Origin of the sequence: Nocardia elegans NBRC 108235 (assembly GCF_001612845.1) — a bacterium.
Lineage (GTDB): Bacteria > Actinomycetota > Actinomycetes > Mycobacteriales > Mycobacteriaceae > Nocardia > Nocardia nova.
Genome location: NZ_BDBF01000029.1, coordinates 65,163 through 80,314 on the forward strand (window position 1 = coordinate 65,163; position 15,152 = coordinate 80,314).

16 protein-coding genes are annotated in these 15,152 nt (G+C 68.7%); 10 read left to right on the forward strand and 6 right to left on the reverse strand.

What is annotated here, in order from left to right; translation table 11 throughout:
* Nucleotide 1 precedes the first annotated feature (1 nt).
* The 6 genes from infB (at nt 2) to NE2_RS20930 (ending at nt 7,498) form a co-directional block, all read left to right on the forward strand.
* Nucleotides 2–2,965 (forward strand): translation initiation factor IF-2, encoded by a 2,964-nt coding sequence (gene infB / locus NE2_RS20905; RefSeq protein ID WP_063028637.1) that lies wholly within the window; start codon nt 2–4, stop codon nt 2,963–2,965.
* A 101-nt stretch (nt 2,966–3,066) separates the two neighbouring features.
* The gene (locus tag NE2_RS20910; protein ID WP_039779566.1) at nt 3,067–3,357 is read left to right on the forward strand and encodes a DUF503 domain-containing protein; all 291 of its coding nucleotides are present in this window, start codon (nt 3,067–3,069) and stop codon (nt 3,355–3,357) included.
* A 23-nt stretch (nt 3,358–3,380) separates the two neighbouring features.
* On the forward strand, nt 3,381–3,824 hold the full coding sequence (gene rbfA / locus NE2_RS20915) for a 30S ribosome-binding factor RbfA (RefSeq protein WP_030513162.1): 444 nt from the start codon (nt 3,381–3,383) through the stop codon (nt 3,822–3,824).
* 97 nt (nt 3,825–3,921) lie between these two features.
* On the forward strand, nt 3,922–4,938 hold the full coding sequence (locus NE2_RS20920; protein WP_063028639.1) for a DHH family phosphoesterase: 1,017 nt from the start codon (nt 3,922–3,924) through the stop codon (nt 4,936–4,938).
* A gap of 75 nt (nt 4,939–5,013) precedes the next feature.
* A complete protein-coding gene (locus NE2_RS20925) occupies nt 5,014–6,387 on the forward strand; it encodes an MATE family efflux transporter (protein ID WP_063028641.1) in 1,374 nt (457 codons plus the stop codon).
* Between the two features lie 151 nt (nt 6,388–6,538).
* Nucleotides 6,539–7,498 carry a metallophosphoesterase family protein gene (locus tag NE2_RS20930; RefSeq protein ID WP_104363038.1) on the forward strand — a complete coding sequence of 320 codons (960 nt, stop codon included), beginning with the start codon at nt 6,539–6,541 and terminating at the stop codon, nt 7,496–7,498.
* A gap of 60 nt (nt 7,499–7,558) precedes the next feature.
* Here NE2_RS20930 and NE2_RS20935 read toward each other — a convergent pair whose 3' ends face one another.
* Nucleotides 7,559–7,789: a DUF6374 family protein gene (locus NE2_RS20935; protein WP_039779562.1), complete on the reverse strand. Its 231-nt coding sequence runs from the start codon at nt 7,787–7,789 to the stop codon at nt 7,559–7,561.
* 157 nt (nt 7,790–7,946) lie between these two features.
* Between NE2_RS20935 and npt the strand changes: the two genes are divergently transcribed.
* Together npt and truB are read left to right on the forward strand one after the other, a co-directional pair.
* Entirely contained in the window at nt 7,947–8,585 is a 639-nt protein-coding gene (npt, locus tag NE2_RS20940; protein ID WP_174553963.1) for a 4'-phosphopantetheinyl transferase Npt, read from the forward strand.
* Nucleotides 8,585–9,508: a tRNA pseudouridine(55) synthase TruB gene (gene truB, locus NE2_RS20945; RefSeq protein ID WP_063028643.1), complete on the forward strand. Its 924-nt coding sequence runs from the start codon at nt 8,585–8,587 to the stop codon at nt 9,506–9,508. The genes npt and truB overlap by 1 nt, the downstream gene beginning before the upstream one ends.
* 8 nt (nt 9,509–9,516) lie before the next feature.
* Here truB and NE2_RS20950 read toward each other — a convergent pair whose 3' ends face one another.
* Genes NE2_RS20950 through NE2_RS20960 form a run of 3 tightly spaced genes read right to left on the reverse strand, consistent with a single transcriptional unit; the run spans nt 9,517 to nt 11,670 of the window.
* A complete protein-coding gene (locus NE2_RS20950) occupies nt 9,517–10,188 on the reverse strand; it encodes a GntR family transcriptional regulator (protein WP_063028645.1) in 672 nt (223 codons plus the stop codon).
* On the reverse strand, nt 10,175–10,921 hold the full coding sequence (locus NE2_RS20955) for a maleate cis-trans isomerase family protein (protein WP_233429844.1): 747 nt from the start codon (nt 10,919–10,921) through the stop codon (nt 10,175–10,177). The genes NE2_RS20950 and NE2_RS20955 overlap by 14 nt, the downstream gene beginning before the upstream one ends.
* Nucleotides 10,922–10,929: 8 nt before the next feature.
* On the reverse strand, nt 10,930–11,670 hold the full coding sequence (locus tag NE2_RS20960) for a maleate cis-trans isomerase family protein (RefSeq protein WP_063028649.1): 741 nt from the start codon (nt 11,668–11,670) through the stop codon (nt 10,930–10,932).
* Nucleotides 11,671–11,755: 85 nt separating this feature from the next.
* Between NE2_RS20960 and NE2_RS20965 the strand changes: the two genes are divergently transcribed.
* Complete coding sequence (locus tag NE2_RS20965) at nt 11,756–12,721, forward strand: D-2-hydroxyacid dehydrogenase (protein WP_063028651.1); 966 nt, start codon at nt 11,756–11,758, stop codon at nt 12,719–12,721.
* 11 nt (nt 12,722–12,732) lie between these two features.
* The gene (locus NE2_RS20970) at nt 12,733–14,124 is read left to right on the forward strand and encodes an amidase (protein WP_228831054.1); all 1,392 of its coding nucleotides are present in this window, start codon (nt 12,733–12,735) and stop codon (nt 14,122–14,124) included.
* Nucleotides 14,125–14,315: 191 nt separating this feature from the next.
* Here the strand turns inward: NE2_RS20970 and NE2_RS20975 are convergent, their stop codons facing one another.
* Entirely contained in the window at nt 14,316–14,681 is a 366-nt protein-coding gene (locus NE2_RS20975; protein WP_106958567.1) for a hypothetical protein, read from the reverse strand.
* Entirely contained in the window at nt 14,668–15,135 is a 468-nt protein-coding gene (locus tag NE2_RS20980; RefSeq protein WP_063028655.1) for a hypothetical protein, read from the reverse strand. Before NE2_RS20980 ends, NE2_RS20975 begins: the two co-directional genes overlap by 14 nt.
* Between the last annotated feature and the right edge of the window lie 17 nt (nt 15,136–15,152).

Consider the following 15,152-nt stretch of genomic DNA (forward strand, 5'->3'; position numbering starts at 1 on the left):
AGTGGCAGGCAAGGCCCGCGTGCACGAGTTGGCTAAAGAACTCGGTGTCACGAGCAAAGAACTACTCGCAACGCTCAAGGAGCAGGGCGAGTTCGTGAAGTCGGCGTCGTCGACGGTGGAGGCACCCGTCGCACGTCGGCTGCGGGAGTCGTTCGCGGCGAAGTCCGCCCCGTCCAACGGCTCCGCGAAATCCTCCGCGAAACCCGGTCCCGCCCAGGTACGTCCGGCCGCCAAGCCGGCCGGTGGCGCGACCCCGGGTCCGCGTCCCGGCCCGCGTCCGGCTCCGGCTGCGGCTCAGGCCGATTCGGCCCCCGTGGCCGAAACCCCCGCGGCGGCAGCGCGTCCCGATGCGGTGAAGCCCGGTCCGGCCGTCAAGCCCGGTCCGAAGCCGGCCGCTCCCGCGGCCTCCGCCGGTGCGGCGCCGTCGGCGTCCGCCCCGTCGGCTCCGGCGCAGCAGCCCGGTGCCCGTCCGGCCCAGGGCTCGCCGCGTCCCGGTCAGCCGCGCACACCGGGTGGGCAGCAGGGTGCGCCGCGTCCGGCGACGCCCGGTCCCAAGCCCGGTCCGAAGACCCCGCGGGTGGGCAACAATCCGTTCTCCTCGGCGCCCGAGCGCCCGGCGCCGCGTCCGGCTCCCGGTCCGCGTCCGGGGCCCGGTCAGGGTGCGCCGCGTCCGGGTCAGGGCGGTCCGCGCCCCGGCCAGGGTGGCCCGCGTCCGGGCCCGGGTCAGGGTGCGCCGCGTCCGGCCGCCGGTCAGGGCGGTCCCCGTCCCGGTGGCCCGCGTCCGTCTCCCGGCTCGATGCCGCCCCGGCCGAATCCGGGTGCGATGCCCGCTCGTGCGGCCCGTCCGGGCCCGTCGGCGGGTCGTCCGGGTCGCCCCGGCGGTGCGCCGGGTGGCGGTGGCGGTCGTCCCGGTGGTGGCGGCGGCGGTAACTACCGCGGTGGCGGCGGTGCCGGTGGCGGCGGTGGCGCGGGTGCGCCCGTGGCCGGTGGTTTCCGCGGTCGTCCCGGTGGCGGCGGTGGCCGTCCCGGCGGTGGTGGCGGTCGCGGCGGTGCCGCGGGTGCCTTCGGTCGTCCCGGTGGCGCCCCCCGCAAGGGCCGCAAGTCGAAGCGGGCGAAACGCGCCGAATACGAGAACATGCAGGCACCGTCGGTCGGTGGCGTGCGGCTGCCGCGCGGCAACGGCGAGATCATCCGTCTCGCCCGCGGCGCGTCGCTGTCGGACTTCGCCGAGAAGATCAACGCCAACCCGGCCTCGCTGGTGCAGGTGCTGTTCAACCTCGGTGAAATGGTGACCGCGACCCAGTCGGTCAACGACGAGATCTTCGAGCTGCTCGGCGGCGAGATGAACTACGTCGTGCATGTGGTCTCGCCCGAGGACGAGGACCGCGAGCTGCTGGAGAGCTTCGACCTCAGCTACGGCGAGGACGAGGGCGACGAAGGCGACCTGCAGGTCCGTCCGCCGGTCGTGACCGTCATGGGTCACGTCGACCACGGTAAGACCCGACTGCTGGACACGATCCGCAAGACCAACGTCCGCGAGGGCGAGGCCGGCGGTATCACCCAGCACATCGGCGCCTACCAGGTGCTCACCAACGTCAACGACGAAGAGCGCCTGATCACCTTCATCGACACCCCGGGTCACGAGGCGTTCACCGCCATGCGTGCCCGTGGTGCCAAGGCCACCGACATCGCGATCCTGGTGGTCGCCGCCGACGACGGCGTCATGCCGCAGACGGTGGAGGCCATCAACCACGCGCAGGCCGCGGATGTGCCGATCGTGGTGGCGGTCAACAAGATCGACAAGGAAGGCGCGAACCCGGAGAAGGTCCGCCAGCAGCTCACCGAATACAACCTGGTGGCCGAGGAGTACGGCGGCGACACCATGTTCGTCAACATCTCGGCGCGTCAGGGCACCAATATCGAAGCTCTGCTCGAGGCCGTGGTGCTGACCGCGGACGCCGCACTGGACCTGCGGGCCAACCCGGATATGGACGCCCAGGGTGTCGCCATCGAGGCGCATCTGGACCGCGGCCGTGGTCCGGTGGCCACCGTGCTGGTGCAGCGCGGTACCTTGCGCGTCGGCGACTCGATCGTGGCGGGTGACGCCTACGGCCGCGTCCGCCGCATGGTCGACGAGCACGGCGAGGACGTGGATGCGGCGCTGCCGTCGCGTCCGGTGCAGGTCATCGGTTTCACCTCGGTGCCGGGCGCGGGTGACAACCTGCTCGTCGTCGAGGAGGACCGCATCGCCCGCCAGATCGCCGACCGGCGCAATGCGCGCAAGCGCAACGCTCTGGCCGCGCGCAGCCGCAAGCGGATCAGCCTGGAAGATCTGGATGCCGCTCTGAAGGAGACCTCGGAGCTCAACCTGATCCTCAAGGGCGACAACTCCGGTACGGTCGAGGCCCTGGAAGAGGCGCTGCTCGGCATCGAGATCAGCGACGAGGTCCGGCTGCGGGTCATCGACCGCGGTGTCGGTGGTGTCACCGAGACCAACGTCAACCTGGCGTCGGCGTCGAACGCGATCATCATCGGGTTCAACGTCCGGGCCGAGGGCAAGGCCACCGAACTCGCCAACCGCGAGGGTGTGGACATCCGCTACTACTCGGTGATCTACCAGGCCATCGACGAGATCGAGAAGGCCCTCAAGGGCATGCTCAAGCCGATCTACGAAGAGGCCGAACTGGGTCGCGCCGAGATCCGCGCGGTGTTCCGCTCCTCGAAGTTCGGCAACATCGCGGGCTGCATGATCACCTCCGGGACGGTCAAGCGCAACGCCAAGGCCCGTCTGCTGCGCGACAGTGTGGTGATCGCCGATACGACGATCCAATCGCTGCGCCGGGAGAAGGACGACGCCACCGAGGTCCGCGAGGGCTTCGAATGCGGTATGACGTTGGGCTACAACGACATCAAGGAAGGCGACATCATCGAGGCCTACGAGCTTCGGGAGAAGCCGCGCGACTGAGTCGTCCACAGTGAACGAACGTCACGTTCGGTGCAGGCATTGACCGGACGTGACGTTCGCTTCGCCGGGCGCTGTGTCGCGACACGTGAAGAGGTGAGCCGTTGTTCGTCGGTGCGCTGGAGTTCGACATCCTGCTCGGCGATGTGCACTCGTTGAAGGAAAAGCGGTCGGTGATCCGCCCGATACTGGCCGAACTGCAGCGCTTCGGCGTCAGCGCGGTCGAGGGCGGAGATCACGATCAATACCGCCGTTCACAGCTGGGCGTCGCACTGGTCAGCTCCGAGATGGGACATCTCACAGCGGTGCTGGACAAGTGTGAACGCCACGTGGCGGCCCGTCCGGAGTTACAGTTGCTGGCAGTACGCCGCCGCATCTTCGGACCCGAAGACTGAATGACAAGTGAGGAGGGCCCGCCATGGTGGATCAGGCCAGGGCACGCCGACTCGCGAAGCGGATCGTCTCGATCGTCGGGACGGCGATCGAATACGAGATCAAGGATCCGCGGCTGCGTTTCGTCACCGTCACCGATGCCAAGGTGACCGGTGATCTGCGGGAGGCGACCGTCTATTACACGGTGATGGGTGAAACCCTCGCCGCCGAACCGGATTTCGCGGGCGCCGCGGCCGGACTGGAGAAGGCCAAGGGTGTGCTGCGGTCCAAGGTGGGCGCGGCCACCGGGATCAAGTTCACGCCGTCGCTGAGTTTCGTCCTCGACACCGTGCCGGATGCGGCGCGCGAGATGGAACAGCTGCTGGCGAAGGCCCGTGCGGCCGACGAGAAGGTGGCACAGGTCGCGGCCAACGCCACCCATGCCGGCGACGCCGATCCTTACAAACCCGACCCCGACGAGGAAGACTGACCGCGACGGCGGTCGACGCGGTGGACGGGCCGGGCTCGCGAGGCGGTTCCGCGGTTCTGTCGCCGGTGAGTCGAGCGCCGGAGAATCGAGCTTGGAAATGACAGCTGTGACGTCGTCGGCGGATCCGGCCGCGGCCGTCGAGGTATTGGCGGCCGCGCGTTCGGTGACCGTGCTGTGTCATGTGCAGCCGGACGCCGATACCGTCGGCAGTGGACTGGCACTGGCGCAGGTGCTGCATCGGCGCGGTGTGCCGGTGCAGGTGTCCTTCGCCGAGCCGGCCGAACTCCCGGCATCGATGCGCTCGCTGCCCGGCGTGGAGTTTCTGGTACCCCCCGCACAGGTGGCGGAGCGAGTGGACCTGCTGGTCACCGTCGACTGCGGCAGCGTCGGGCGCCTGGGCGTACTCGCGGACCGAATCGACGGCGCCGCAACCACTGTGGTGATCGACCACCATCGCTCCAACACCCGCTTCGGTGATGTGAACCTGATCGACGAGACCGCGGAGTCCACCACCAGTGTGCTGGCGCGGCTGTTCGACGCCTGGGGTGAGGAGATCGACCGGGACATCGCGCACTGCCTGTTCGCCGGTCTGGTCACCGATACCGGGTGCTTCCGCTGGGGCGGTCCGGGCACCCATCTGCTAGCCGATCGTTTGCTGGCCACCGGAATCGACGGCGCGGGAATCACTCGCACGCTGATGGACACCCATCCCTTCGGCTGGTTGCCGATGTTGTCGCGGGTGCTCGGATCGGCGCGACTGGAACCGCGGGCGGCCGGCGGCGCCGGACTGGTCTACGCCTTCGTCCGCAGCGACGACTCCGACGGATTGCGGTCGGAAGAGGTGGAAAGCGTCATCGACGTCGTCCGCACCACCGCCGAGGCGGATGTGGCGGCGGTATTCAAACAGTCCCGCACCGACGCCGGCTGCTGGACGGTATCGCTGCGCTCGCGCGACAGCGGTGTCGGCACCGGCGATGCGGTCGACGTCGCCCGGGTCGCGACCGGTCTGGGCGGCGGTGGCCACCGCTACGCCGCCGGCTATACGACATACGGGACGTCCGAAGATGTGGTGGCGGATCTGCTCGCGGAATTGGCCCCCGGCCGGGAGAGCTGAGCATGGGACGCGGCGGGTGGCCGGTAGCGGTCCCCGCGGACGTTCGCCGCGGTCTCCGAGGCCGGGTCTGACGGCATGGTCGAGACACATCCCGAAGACGGTGTCACGGCCGTTGCCGGCGCCGCGCGCCACGATGCGGGTCCGCGGCGCATCCTCGGCATCGCGATCCCCACGCTGGGAGTGCTTGTCGCCGAACCGATCTACCTTCTCTTCGATATGGCGGTGGTGGGCCGGCTGGGAGCGCTGGCGCTCGCGGGACTCGCCGTGGGTGGCTTGATACTCGGTCAGGTCAGTACGCAGTTGACGTTCCTGAGTTACGGGACCACCGCTCGCTCCGCACGCCGCCACGGCGCCGGTGACGAACGAGGAGCGGTTGCCGAAGGGGTGCAGGCGAGTTGGCTCGCGATGGCCGCCGGACTGGCGATCGTCGTTGTGCTGCAGGTGTTCGCACGACCCGTCGTGGATGTGATCGCGGGCGGCGCCGATATCGCGGACGAGGCGTTGCGCTGGTTGCGGATCGCGCTCTTCGGAGTTCCGTTGATCCTGCTGACCATGGCCGGTAACGGCTGGTTGCGCGGGGTGCAGCAAACGCGGCGTCCGCTGGTGTATGTGATTGCGGGACTGGTTGTTTCGGCACTGTTGTGCCCGCTGCTGGTGCACGGCCTGCTGGGGGCGCCCAGGATGGAATTGGCCGGATCGGCCGTGGCCAATGTGGCCGGGCAGGTCGTCTCGGCCGGGCTGTTCGTGGCCGCGCTGGTGCGCCGGCGGGTGCCGCTGCGGCCCCGTCCGCGAGTCATGCGGGCGCAGGTGATGCTCGGCCGGGATCTGATCATCCGGAGTCTGGCGTTCCAGGCCTGTTTCGTCTCCGCCGGTGCGGTCGCCGCCCGGTTCGGCGCCGCCTCGGTGGCGGCGCACCAACTCGTGCTGCAGCTGTGGAATTTCCTTGCCCTGACCCTGGATTCGCTGGCCATCGCGGCCCAGACCCTCACCGGTGCGGCGCTGGGCTCCGGCGACGCATCCGGCGCGCGCGTGCTGGCCCGCCGGATCACGGTGTGGTCCACCCTTTTCGCGGTGGTCCTCGCCGTGATCTTCGCCGCCGGATACGCCGTCGTCCCACAGGTTTTCACCGACGATCCGGCGGTCCTGGACCGCGTGCACATGATCTGGTGGTTCTTCGTGCCCCTCATTCCCGCCGCCGGGGTGGTCTTCGCCCTCGACGGTGTGCTGCTGGGCGCGGGCGACGCCTCGTATCTGCGCACCACCACGATGGCCGCGGCGCTGCTGGGATTCCTGCCCGCGATCTGGCTGTCGCTGAGCTTCGACTGGGGTATCGCCGGGATCTGGTCCGGGCTGAGTGCCTTCATCCTGCTGCGCCTGATCGCTGTGAGCCGGCGGGCGCTGTCGGGACGCTGGGCTCGAGTCGGCAGTGAGATCCCGCGGTCGGTATGACCGCACGCCACGACGCCGTATCCGGAAGCGTGTCGGTACCCGGCCGCCGACGTGCGCACCGCGGACGGTGTGCGAAATACGCGGCGCCGGGTATGTCCGCACGCGAGGGTCGGGTGTGCTCACATCACGATGATCATGGGATGGTGGAACGGTGATTCCTAAGTTGATGGCGGTGAGCGATATCCATGTCGGTCATCAGGGGAACAAACCGGTGGTCGAGCAGATCCGCGCGGATTCGCCCGAGGACTGGCTGATCGTCGCCGGTGACGTGGGGGAGAAGACCGACGACATCCGCTGGGCGTTGCGCACCCTGCGGGAACGCTTCGCCAAGGTGATCTGGGTCCCGGGCAATCATGAATTGTGGACCACCACCAAGGATCCCGTGCAGATCAAGGGCGCCCCCCGCTACGACTACCTGGTCGCGCTGTGCCGCGACCTCGATGTGGTGACCCCGGAGGACGAATTCCCGGTCTGGGAGGGCGCGGGCGCCGAACAGTACGGCGGGCGGGTGACGATCGCGCCGCTGTTCATCCTCTACGACTATTCGTGGATGCCCGAGGGTGCGTACACCAAGGCCGAGGCGCTGGCCATCGCCCGGGACCGCAATGTGGTCGCCACCGACGAATTCCTGCTGGCCAGCGACCCCTACCTGACGCGCGACGCCTGGTGCCGGGCTCGCGTCCAGTACAGCAGGCGCCGGCTCGACGCGCTGGAACCCGATACCGCGGTGGTGCTGATCAACCATTTCCCGATGCTGCGCGAACCCACCCGGATGCTGTTCTACCCGGAGTTCTCGCTGTGGTGCGGGACCGAGGACACCGCCGACTGGCACACCCGCTACAACGTGGTGTGCTCGGTCTACGGCCACCTGCACATTCCGCGCACCACCTTCTACGACGGTGTCCGGTTCGAGGAGGTTTCGCTCGGCTATCCGCGCGAATGGCAGCGCCGCGGCCTGCCGGACAAGCTCCTGCGCCAGATCCTGCCCGCCCCCGAATACGGGCCGGACGACCTGAACGAATGGGGCGGCCACTTCAAGATCACCCCCGAGATGCGGGCGGCCGCCGAGGAGATGCGCCGCCTCGCCGACCGCCGCCGCGGCGTGCGCTGACCGCGCGGCGTGCGCGCCGACCCGCGGTGACGGGTCGCAGCGGGTGCGAGAGACGGCGCGTCACCACGGACGCCGGTGTGCGCCACGGTAGTCCAGACATGCGCTGCCGGGCCGGCCCACCCGGGGCGATTCGGTGTGCTCGCGGTAGATCCGCAGCCCCTCGCGGATCTTCCACGCGGCCCGCTCGAGCTGATCGGGGGTCAGTGCCTTGTCGAAGGCGGCCGCGTCGACCAGTTGGGCTCGTACCTGTTCCAGGTTCAGTCGTGCGTACTCCAGCGGGGTGAGCTCCATGCGCGGGAGACTACTCCACTTCGAACATACTTTCGATACCCGGCTTCGACGGGCGGCTCTGCGGGGTCCGGCTAGGCTCGTAGCGCAGACAGGGTCTACTCAGGAGGCGGTCATCGAGGAACAGGCGCGCGTCATCGGCAGCATTCTGCCCGCGGGAGTGGCCGCGGCGGAGCTGTTGCGGTATCAGGAGGATCTGAAACCGCATCCCGGTGAGGAACATCTGATCGCGCAGTCCGTCGAGAAGCGGCGGCGCGATTTCATCGGCGCCCGGCACTGTGCGCGGCTGGCGCTGGCCCAGCTCGGCGAGCCGCCGGTGGCGATCGGTAAGGGCGAGCGCGGGATGCCGCTGTTCCCGCGCGGGGTGGTCGGCAGTCTCACCCACTGCGACGGTTATCGGGCGGCGGTGCTGGCACATCGGCTGCGCTGGCGGTCGGTCGGCATCGACGCCGAACCGCACGACACGCTGCCCGAAGGCGTGCTGGACTCGGTGAGCCTGCCCGCCGAGCGGGACTGGCTGCGCGGCGCGATCCCCGCCACCGGACTGCATATGGACCGGCTGCTGTTCTGCGCGAAGGAGGCCACCTACAAGGCGTGGTTCCCGCTCACGCAGCGCTGGCTCGGTTTCGAGGACGCCCACATCACCTTCACCGTCGACGACACCGGTACCGCCGGCACCTTCCACAGTGCGTTGCTGGTTCCCGGGCAGACCGTCGACGGCGGTGCGCCGCTGACCGCCTTCGACGGACGCTGGACGATCACCGACGGGCTGATCCTGACCGCGATCGTGGCCGGCTGATGGCCGAACGTGAGGCGGTCGTCGATCCGCTCGGCGGGCTGCTCATCATCGACAAGGACGGCGGGCAGACCAGCCACGACGTGGTCGCGCGCTGCCGGAAGATCCTGCGCACCAAGAAGATCGGCCACGCCGGCACCCTCGACCCGATGGCCACCGGAGTGCTGGTGCTCGGTGTCGAGCGCGCCACCAAACTGCTGGGCCTGCTGAGCCTGACCACCAAGTCCTACGCCGCGACCGTCCGCCTCGGCCAGGCCACCGTCACCGATGATGCCGAGGGAGAGGTGCTGGCCACCATCCCCGCCGCCCATGTCGCCGACGCCGATATCGCCGCCGCCGTCGCCGCGCTCACCGGCAATATCGAGCAGGTGCCATCGACGGTCAGCGCGATCAAGGTCAACGGCGAACGGGCGTACGCGCGCGCCCGGGCCGGCGAGCAGGTGGAACTGGCTGCCCGGCCGGTCACTGTCTCCCGGTTCGACATTCTGGGTCGTCGCGATATCGACACCGGCGCAACGACATTCGTCGATCTGGACGTCGAGGTCGACTGCTCTTCGGGCACCTACATCCGTGCCCTGGCCCGCGATCTCGGCGCCGCGCTGGGGGTCGGTGGACATCTGACCGCGTTGCGTCGCACCCGGGTCGGCCCGTTCACGCTCGAACACGCCCGCACCGTGGATCAGCTCGCCGACGATCCGAGCCTGAATCTCGACGTCGATGCCGCTGTGCGCCTTGCCTTCCCGCATCGGGAGATCGACGCCGACCAGGCCGAATCGCTGCGCGACGGTCGCTGGCTGGACCCGGTCGGCCTGCGCGGTGTGCACGCGGCCACGACCGCCGACGGCCGGACCATCGCCCTGCTGGAGGAGAAGGGGAAGCGCTCCTCGCCGGTCTTCGTGGTGCGCCCGCGCGGGCTCATCGACTGAGACGGCGGCTACTCCTCGCCGCCGGCCTGCTCCCGGAGTCGTTCGACGGCATCGCGCATATGCCCCGCCAGCAATTCGCGAACGTGATCCGGCGGGTCGGCGGCGATCGCCTCGCGCAGGGCGATGTGTTCACGGACCTGCTCGCCGAGGTCGGTGTAGGTGGTCTGCAACGCGCCCAGGCACATTCGCGTCTCGATCAGGAGGGTCCGTGCCGCGCGCACCAGCCGCGGACTGTCGGCGCTGGTCACCAGGGCCTGGTGGAAAGAATGGTCGGACTCGGTGACGCCGGTGGCATCACCCCGCGCGGCGCAGGCCTGCATGTCGGCGACACTGGTTTCCAGTGCCGCGTAGGCGATCTCGCGGCGGCCGTCCAGAATCAGATCCAGCGCGCCGCCCTCGATCGCGGTACGAGCCCGGTAGATGTCCACGACGTCGTCGAGACTCAGTTCGATGACGAAGATGCCGCGGTGGCGCACGCTGTGCAGCAGCCCCTCCGAGACCAGCCGCTGCATGGCCTCGCGCACCGGACCGCGGGAGACGTCGAATTGCGTGGCCAGATCGGCCTCGACCAGCTGGGTACCGGGCGCGACCGTGCCGTGCATGATCGCCGTGCGCAGCCGGTCGGCGATCATTTCCGCCGTGGACTGCCGATTCACGGGTTCGAACTCAATCACCGACATGAATCGGCCTTTCCGAGAAGAGCGTCCCGAGCCCCGGTCCGGACGGCGGCGACACGGCGGGCAGTTCCGCCAGTCGCAGCCCCTGCCAGACGGTGACCTGGTTCGCGGTGAGTACCGGCTTGCCGAGCGCTGATTCCAGCTCCGGAAGCAGTTGTATCGTATGCATCGCGGTATCGGGAACGAGCAACGCCTCGGCGTCGGGATGATCGTTCGCCGCTGCCAGCGTCAGGACCTGCTCCGGGGTGAGGGTGCCCACTTCGGCGGCGGTGTCGATTCCGGCGCTCGACATCGAGACCACCCGAATGTCCGCCGCGGCGAGGAAGTCCACGAACAGGGCGGCCACCTCGTCGGGATAGCTGGCGCAGACCGCCACGTCGCGGACACCGATCGCGCGCACCGCGTCCACGAACGCGAAACTGGTACTCGACGCGGGAACTCCGCAGTCGCGGGCGAGCCGGTCCACCTGATCGCGCGCCCCCTGCGGGCCGTAGACGAAACTGCCCGACGTGCAGGCCCACACCACTGCCCGCGGTTCGAAGGGTGCGAGCAGTCGCGCACCCTCGCGCAACTTCTCCGGACTGCCGAGGTCGAGCAGCTCCGGCACCGCGTGCAGATCGGTGCCGTAGATGTGCGCGACCCGCAGATCCACGCCGAGTTGTGCCGCGGCCCAGGGGTATTCGTCCTCGGCGGCGTGGTCGGGATAGATGAAGCCGACGGTCGGTAGCCGTTGCACAGCGCCTCCTAGAAAACGTTCTGCAGCCATTTGCCGGGACCCATCATCGGCAGCTTCATCCGTCCCAGGCAGGCCCACATGGTCAGTTGGTTGGCGGTCAGGACCGGCTTGCCGAGAAGTCGTTCCAGCGGCTCGACCAGGTCGTAGGTGGGGAGGTTGGTGCAGCTGACGAAGATGGCCTGGGCGGCGGGATCGTCGGCGGCCATGATGCGTTCGGCGATGGTGCGGTAGCCGACCTTCCAGATGCCGCCGCCCAGCCCGAGATGGTCCGACCGCAGCACCTCGCAGCCGGCCTCGTGCAGGTACTCGTGCAGTTTCCCGGTGAGGATGTCGTCGTAGGGCGTGATGACCGACAGCCGGGACAACTCCAATTTGCGCACCGCTTCGATCAGCGCGCCGGAGGTGGTGATCGCGTCCCGGGCGCCGGCCCGGCAGATGGTGTCGCGCAGCGACCGTTCGTAGGCCAGCCCTTTGATGAAGCTGCCCGAGGTGCACAGATAGGCGATGACCTCGGGCTCGACGTGCAGGACGTTGCGGGTGGCGGCGGTGAGATGTGCTGCGTCGGAAACCAATTCGGCCATTTCGAAGGAGACCGGCACCGGTTCGTAGGGCGTGCGCGCGAGATGCAGGCTCACCTCGAGTGGCGCCCACCGCCACAGTTCGCGCTCCAGCGCCAGGTCGAACGGCGCGATGATCCCGATACCTCGTTGCGCGACAGGTCCGTCCAACTCGGGAAAATTCAGTTCCACGAGGGCCCCTCTCGCGTTCGGGCGACGAACCTCCGCACACAATCGGATTGTTGACAAGCATACGATGGGTTTTTAGCCTGTCAATATGAACGCGGGCCCAGTTGTCACCGTCCTGCACGACGGCGTCGAGCCCGACGCGGCATATCTGCGTCCGGTGTCGCAGCAGGCCGGCGTTCGCTTCGCCGACGCTGCGGAACTCGCGGACGCGTTGCCCGGCGCCGAGGCGCTGTTCGTCTACGACTTCCAGAGCACCGCCCTGCCGGGCGCCTGGCATCGCGCCGACCGATTGCGCTGGGTTCATGTCGGAGCCACCGGCGTCGATGCCGTGATGTTCGACGAGCTGATCGACAGCGATGTGCTGGTGACCAACACCCGCGGGCTGTTCGATCAGCCCATCGCGGAATACGTGCTGGCACAGATCCTCGCCTTCGCCAAGGATCTGCCCGAATCGCTGCGTCTGCAGCAGCGCCATCAATGGCACCATCGCGAATCCGAGCGTGTCGCCGGAGCCGCGGCGCTGGTGGTCGGCACCGGCTCCATCGGGCGCGCCATCGCCCGCCTGCTGCGGGCCGCGGGTATGCGGGTCCGCGGGCTGGGCCGCACCGCCCGCATCGACGATCCCGACTTCGGTACCGTCGCAACCGATCTGCACGCCGAACTACCCGGCGCCGACTACGTGATCTGCGTGGCGCCGCTGACGCCGCAGACCCGGTATATGTTCGACGCGAACGCGTTCGGGGCGATGAAACCGCATGCGCGTTTCATCAATGTTGGCCGGGGGGAATCGGTCGTCACCGACGATCTGGTCGCCGCGCTGCGCGGTGGCGCGCTCGCCGGTGCGGCGCTGGACGTGGTCGATCCGGAACCGCTGCCGGCCGGTCATCCGCTGTGGGATCTGCCGAATGTGGTTGTCACCCCGCACAACAGCGGCGACTTCATCGGCTGGCGGTCGGAGATCGTCGCCGCGTTCACCGACAACTTCCAGCGCTGGATCACCGGTCAGCCCCTACAGAATGTGGTCGACAAGAAGCTGGGTTACGTGCCCAGTTGAAGGGAGTCACGATGGCCCACCCCGGAACCGGGACCGACCCCGCGGCGATGACCGCGGCCGAGTTGGCCTCCGCCTATTCGGCCGGGGCGTTGTCTCCCGTCGAGGCCACGCAGGCGGCGCTGGACGCGATCGCCGCGCGCGACGACGTCCTCAACGCCTACTGCCTGGTCGATTCCGAGCGAGCGTTGATCCAGGCCAAGGAATCCGAAATCCGCTGGCACAACGGACATGCGCAGGGACTGCTCGACGGCGTGCCGATTTCGATCAAGGACGTCTTCCTCACCCAGGGATGGCCCACCCTGCGCGGCTCGACCTCCATCCGGCCGGACGCGCCGTGGCCGGTCGACAGCCCCGCGACCGCGCGGCTGCGCGAGGACGGGCTGGTCTTCCTGGGCAAGACGACCACGCCGGAGCTCGCCTGGAAGGCGACCACCGACAGCGCGCTCACCGGCATCACCCGCAATCCGGTGGATCCCGCTATGACGTCCGGCGGTTCCTCCGGCGGTTCGGCGGTGGCGGTCGCGGCCGGAATGGGGCCGGTATCGATCGGCACCGACGGCGGCGGCAGTGTGCGGATCCCCGCGTCGTTCTGCGGTGTCGTGGGTTTCAAGCCCACCCACGGGCGCATCCCGCTGTATCCGGCCAGTCCGTTCGGACCGCTGGCACATGCCGGGCCTATCGCCCGAACGGTGGAGGATGTGGCGCTGTTGATGGACATCCTGTCCCTGCCCGATCCGCGGGATCCGACCGCGGGCGCACCACCGCTGACGACCTTCCGGGGTGAACTCCAGCGCGAGGTGCGCGGAGCGACGGTCGGCTATTCGGCGAATCTCGGCTTCGCCCAGGTGGATCCGGAGGTCGCGGCGGTCGTCGGGGCGGCTGTGCGGAAGCTGGACGAGGCCGGCTTGCGGGTGGTGGAGGCGGATCCGGGCTTCGCCGATCCGCGCGAGGCGTTCGAACGGATGTGGGCGGCCGGCGCGGCGACCCTGCTGTCGACCTTCCCGCCGGGTTCGCGTGACCGCGTCGATCCCGGACTGGGGGCCATGTGGGATCGCGGTCTGGCGCTCGGCGCGGTCGACTATCTGAACGCTCGCGCGGTGGCCGCCGAGATCGGAATCGCCATGGGCGCCTTCCACACCGTCTACGACGTGCTGATCACACCGACGATGCCGATCACCGCCTTCGAGGCCGGACACGATGTGCCGCCGGGCAGTTCGATGGACAGCTGGCCGCAATGGACGCCGTTCACGTATCCGTTCAACCTCACCCAGCAACCGGCGATCAGCATTCCGGCGGGCACGACCGCCGCGGGGATGCCGGTGGGATTGCAGATCGTCGGCCCGCGCCACTCCGACGATTTCGTCCTGGCCCTGGCCCGCTTCGCCGAACTGGTTTTGGGGTGAACCTGAGGCGAGCGAGCCCCGTCGCGAGAGCTGGTGCCGTGCTGCGACCGCCGAGGCACTGCCCGGCCCCGAACGGCATGCGGCAGTGTGGGGCCCGGCAGATGGACGGCGACACCGCCACAGCGCCTGGACCGGCCGGGGTGGGTAGGCCCCGGACGAGGTGAGCGGACGAATTCTCGCCGCCGATGCTCCTAGTCGGTGGTAGACCGAGACACCGCGCGGAAACCCGTGTCACCGATCACGATCACGCCGGGACCGTCCAACCGTCCTGCCTCGTAAACGGCCTCGTCGAGATGGGTCGACATTAGAAGCATCCATGCCTCCCACGGAGTTTCCGCCCCCAACGGTCCACCCGATTCCGCCGACAACCGGGTGTAGTAATCGCGCAACTCCCCGTCGGTCACCTCGAATATCAAGGCAGGGTCGACCGGCGCCTCGCGGACCGCCGTAATTCGCAATCGCCCCGCCTCATCCCGGTCGACCCGATACCCGGCTTCCGCACCGGCACGAATCACCGACTCCACGAGTTCGTCGGCACTCGGCTCAGACTTGTCCACGGCATGCTCCTCCAGGAAAGGCGGTGACCACTTGCCCGTTCTCGGCCACGATCACGGTGGGCTGGACCGTCTTCACGATCGCTCCGGTGACATGGTTGACCAGATAGATCTGGCCGGTGTAACAGTACTTGCCGGCGCCTTGTGGGCCATGCCAGTCGGGGGCGTCGTGTGCCTTCGCGATAGCCATATCGGCTATGTCACGGCAGTTGCGGCTCTCGATGTCCGCAAGCCCCTCCCACTCGGCCTGGTGCCTATCCTGGATATGGCGGTAACCGTAATTCTTGTTCCCGCACAACAGTTTTAAATCGCCATACGTAGTGACCACCTTCGACTCGTCCGTCCTGATCCCACAGGCGCCCCAGGGCGACGAGGCGTGGGCCACCGGGTCGGGTGCGGACAGTACCATCGGGGCGGCCAGTGCGGCCGCGGCCATGACGAATGCACGAATCTTCACGTTGCGTCCCCCTCCAT

Bases quoted from the DNA above. Each gene is read 5' to 3' on its own strand.
- NE2_RS20970 (WP_228831054.1), top strand. From the start codon at position 12,733: ATGGCCCACCCCGGAACCGGGACCGACCCCGCGGCGATGACCGCGGCC.
- NE2_RS20950 (WP_063028645.1), bottom strand. From the start codon at position 10,188: ATGTCGGTGATTGAGTTCGAACCCGTGAATCGGCAGTCCACGGCGGAA.
- NE2_RS20965 (WP_063028651.1), top strand. From the start codon at position 11,756: ATGAACGCGGGCCCAGTTGTCACCGTCCTGCACGACGGCGTCGAGCCC.
- rbfA (WP_030513162.1), top strand. From the start codon at position 3,381: ATGGTGGATCAGGCCAGGGCACGCCGACTCGCGAAGCGGATCGTCTCG.
- NE2_RS20920 (WP_063028639.1), top strand. From the start codon at position 3,922: ATGACAGCTGTGACGTCGTCGGCGGATCCGGCCGCGGCCGTCGAGGTA.
- NE2_RS20925 (WP_063028641.1), top strand. From the start codon at position 5,014: ATGGTCGAGACACATCCCGAAGACGGTGTCACGGCCGTTGCCGGCGCC.
- NE2_RS20935 (WP_039779562.1), bottom strand. From the start codon at position 7,789: ATGGAGCTCACCCCGCTGGAGTACGCACGACTGAACCTGGAACAGGTA.
- truB (WP_063028643.1), top strand. From the start codon at position 8,585: ATGGCCGAACGTGAGGCGGTCGTCGATCCGCTCGGCGGGCTGCTCATC.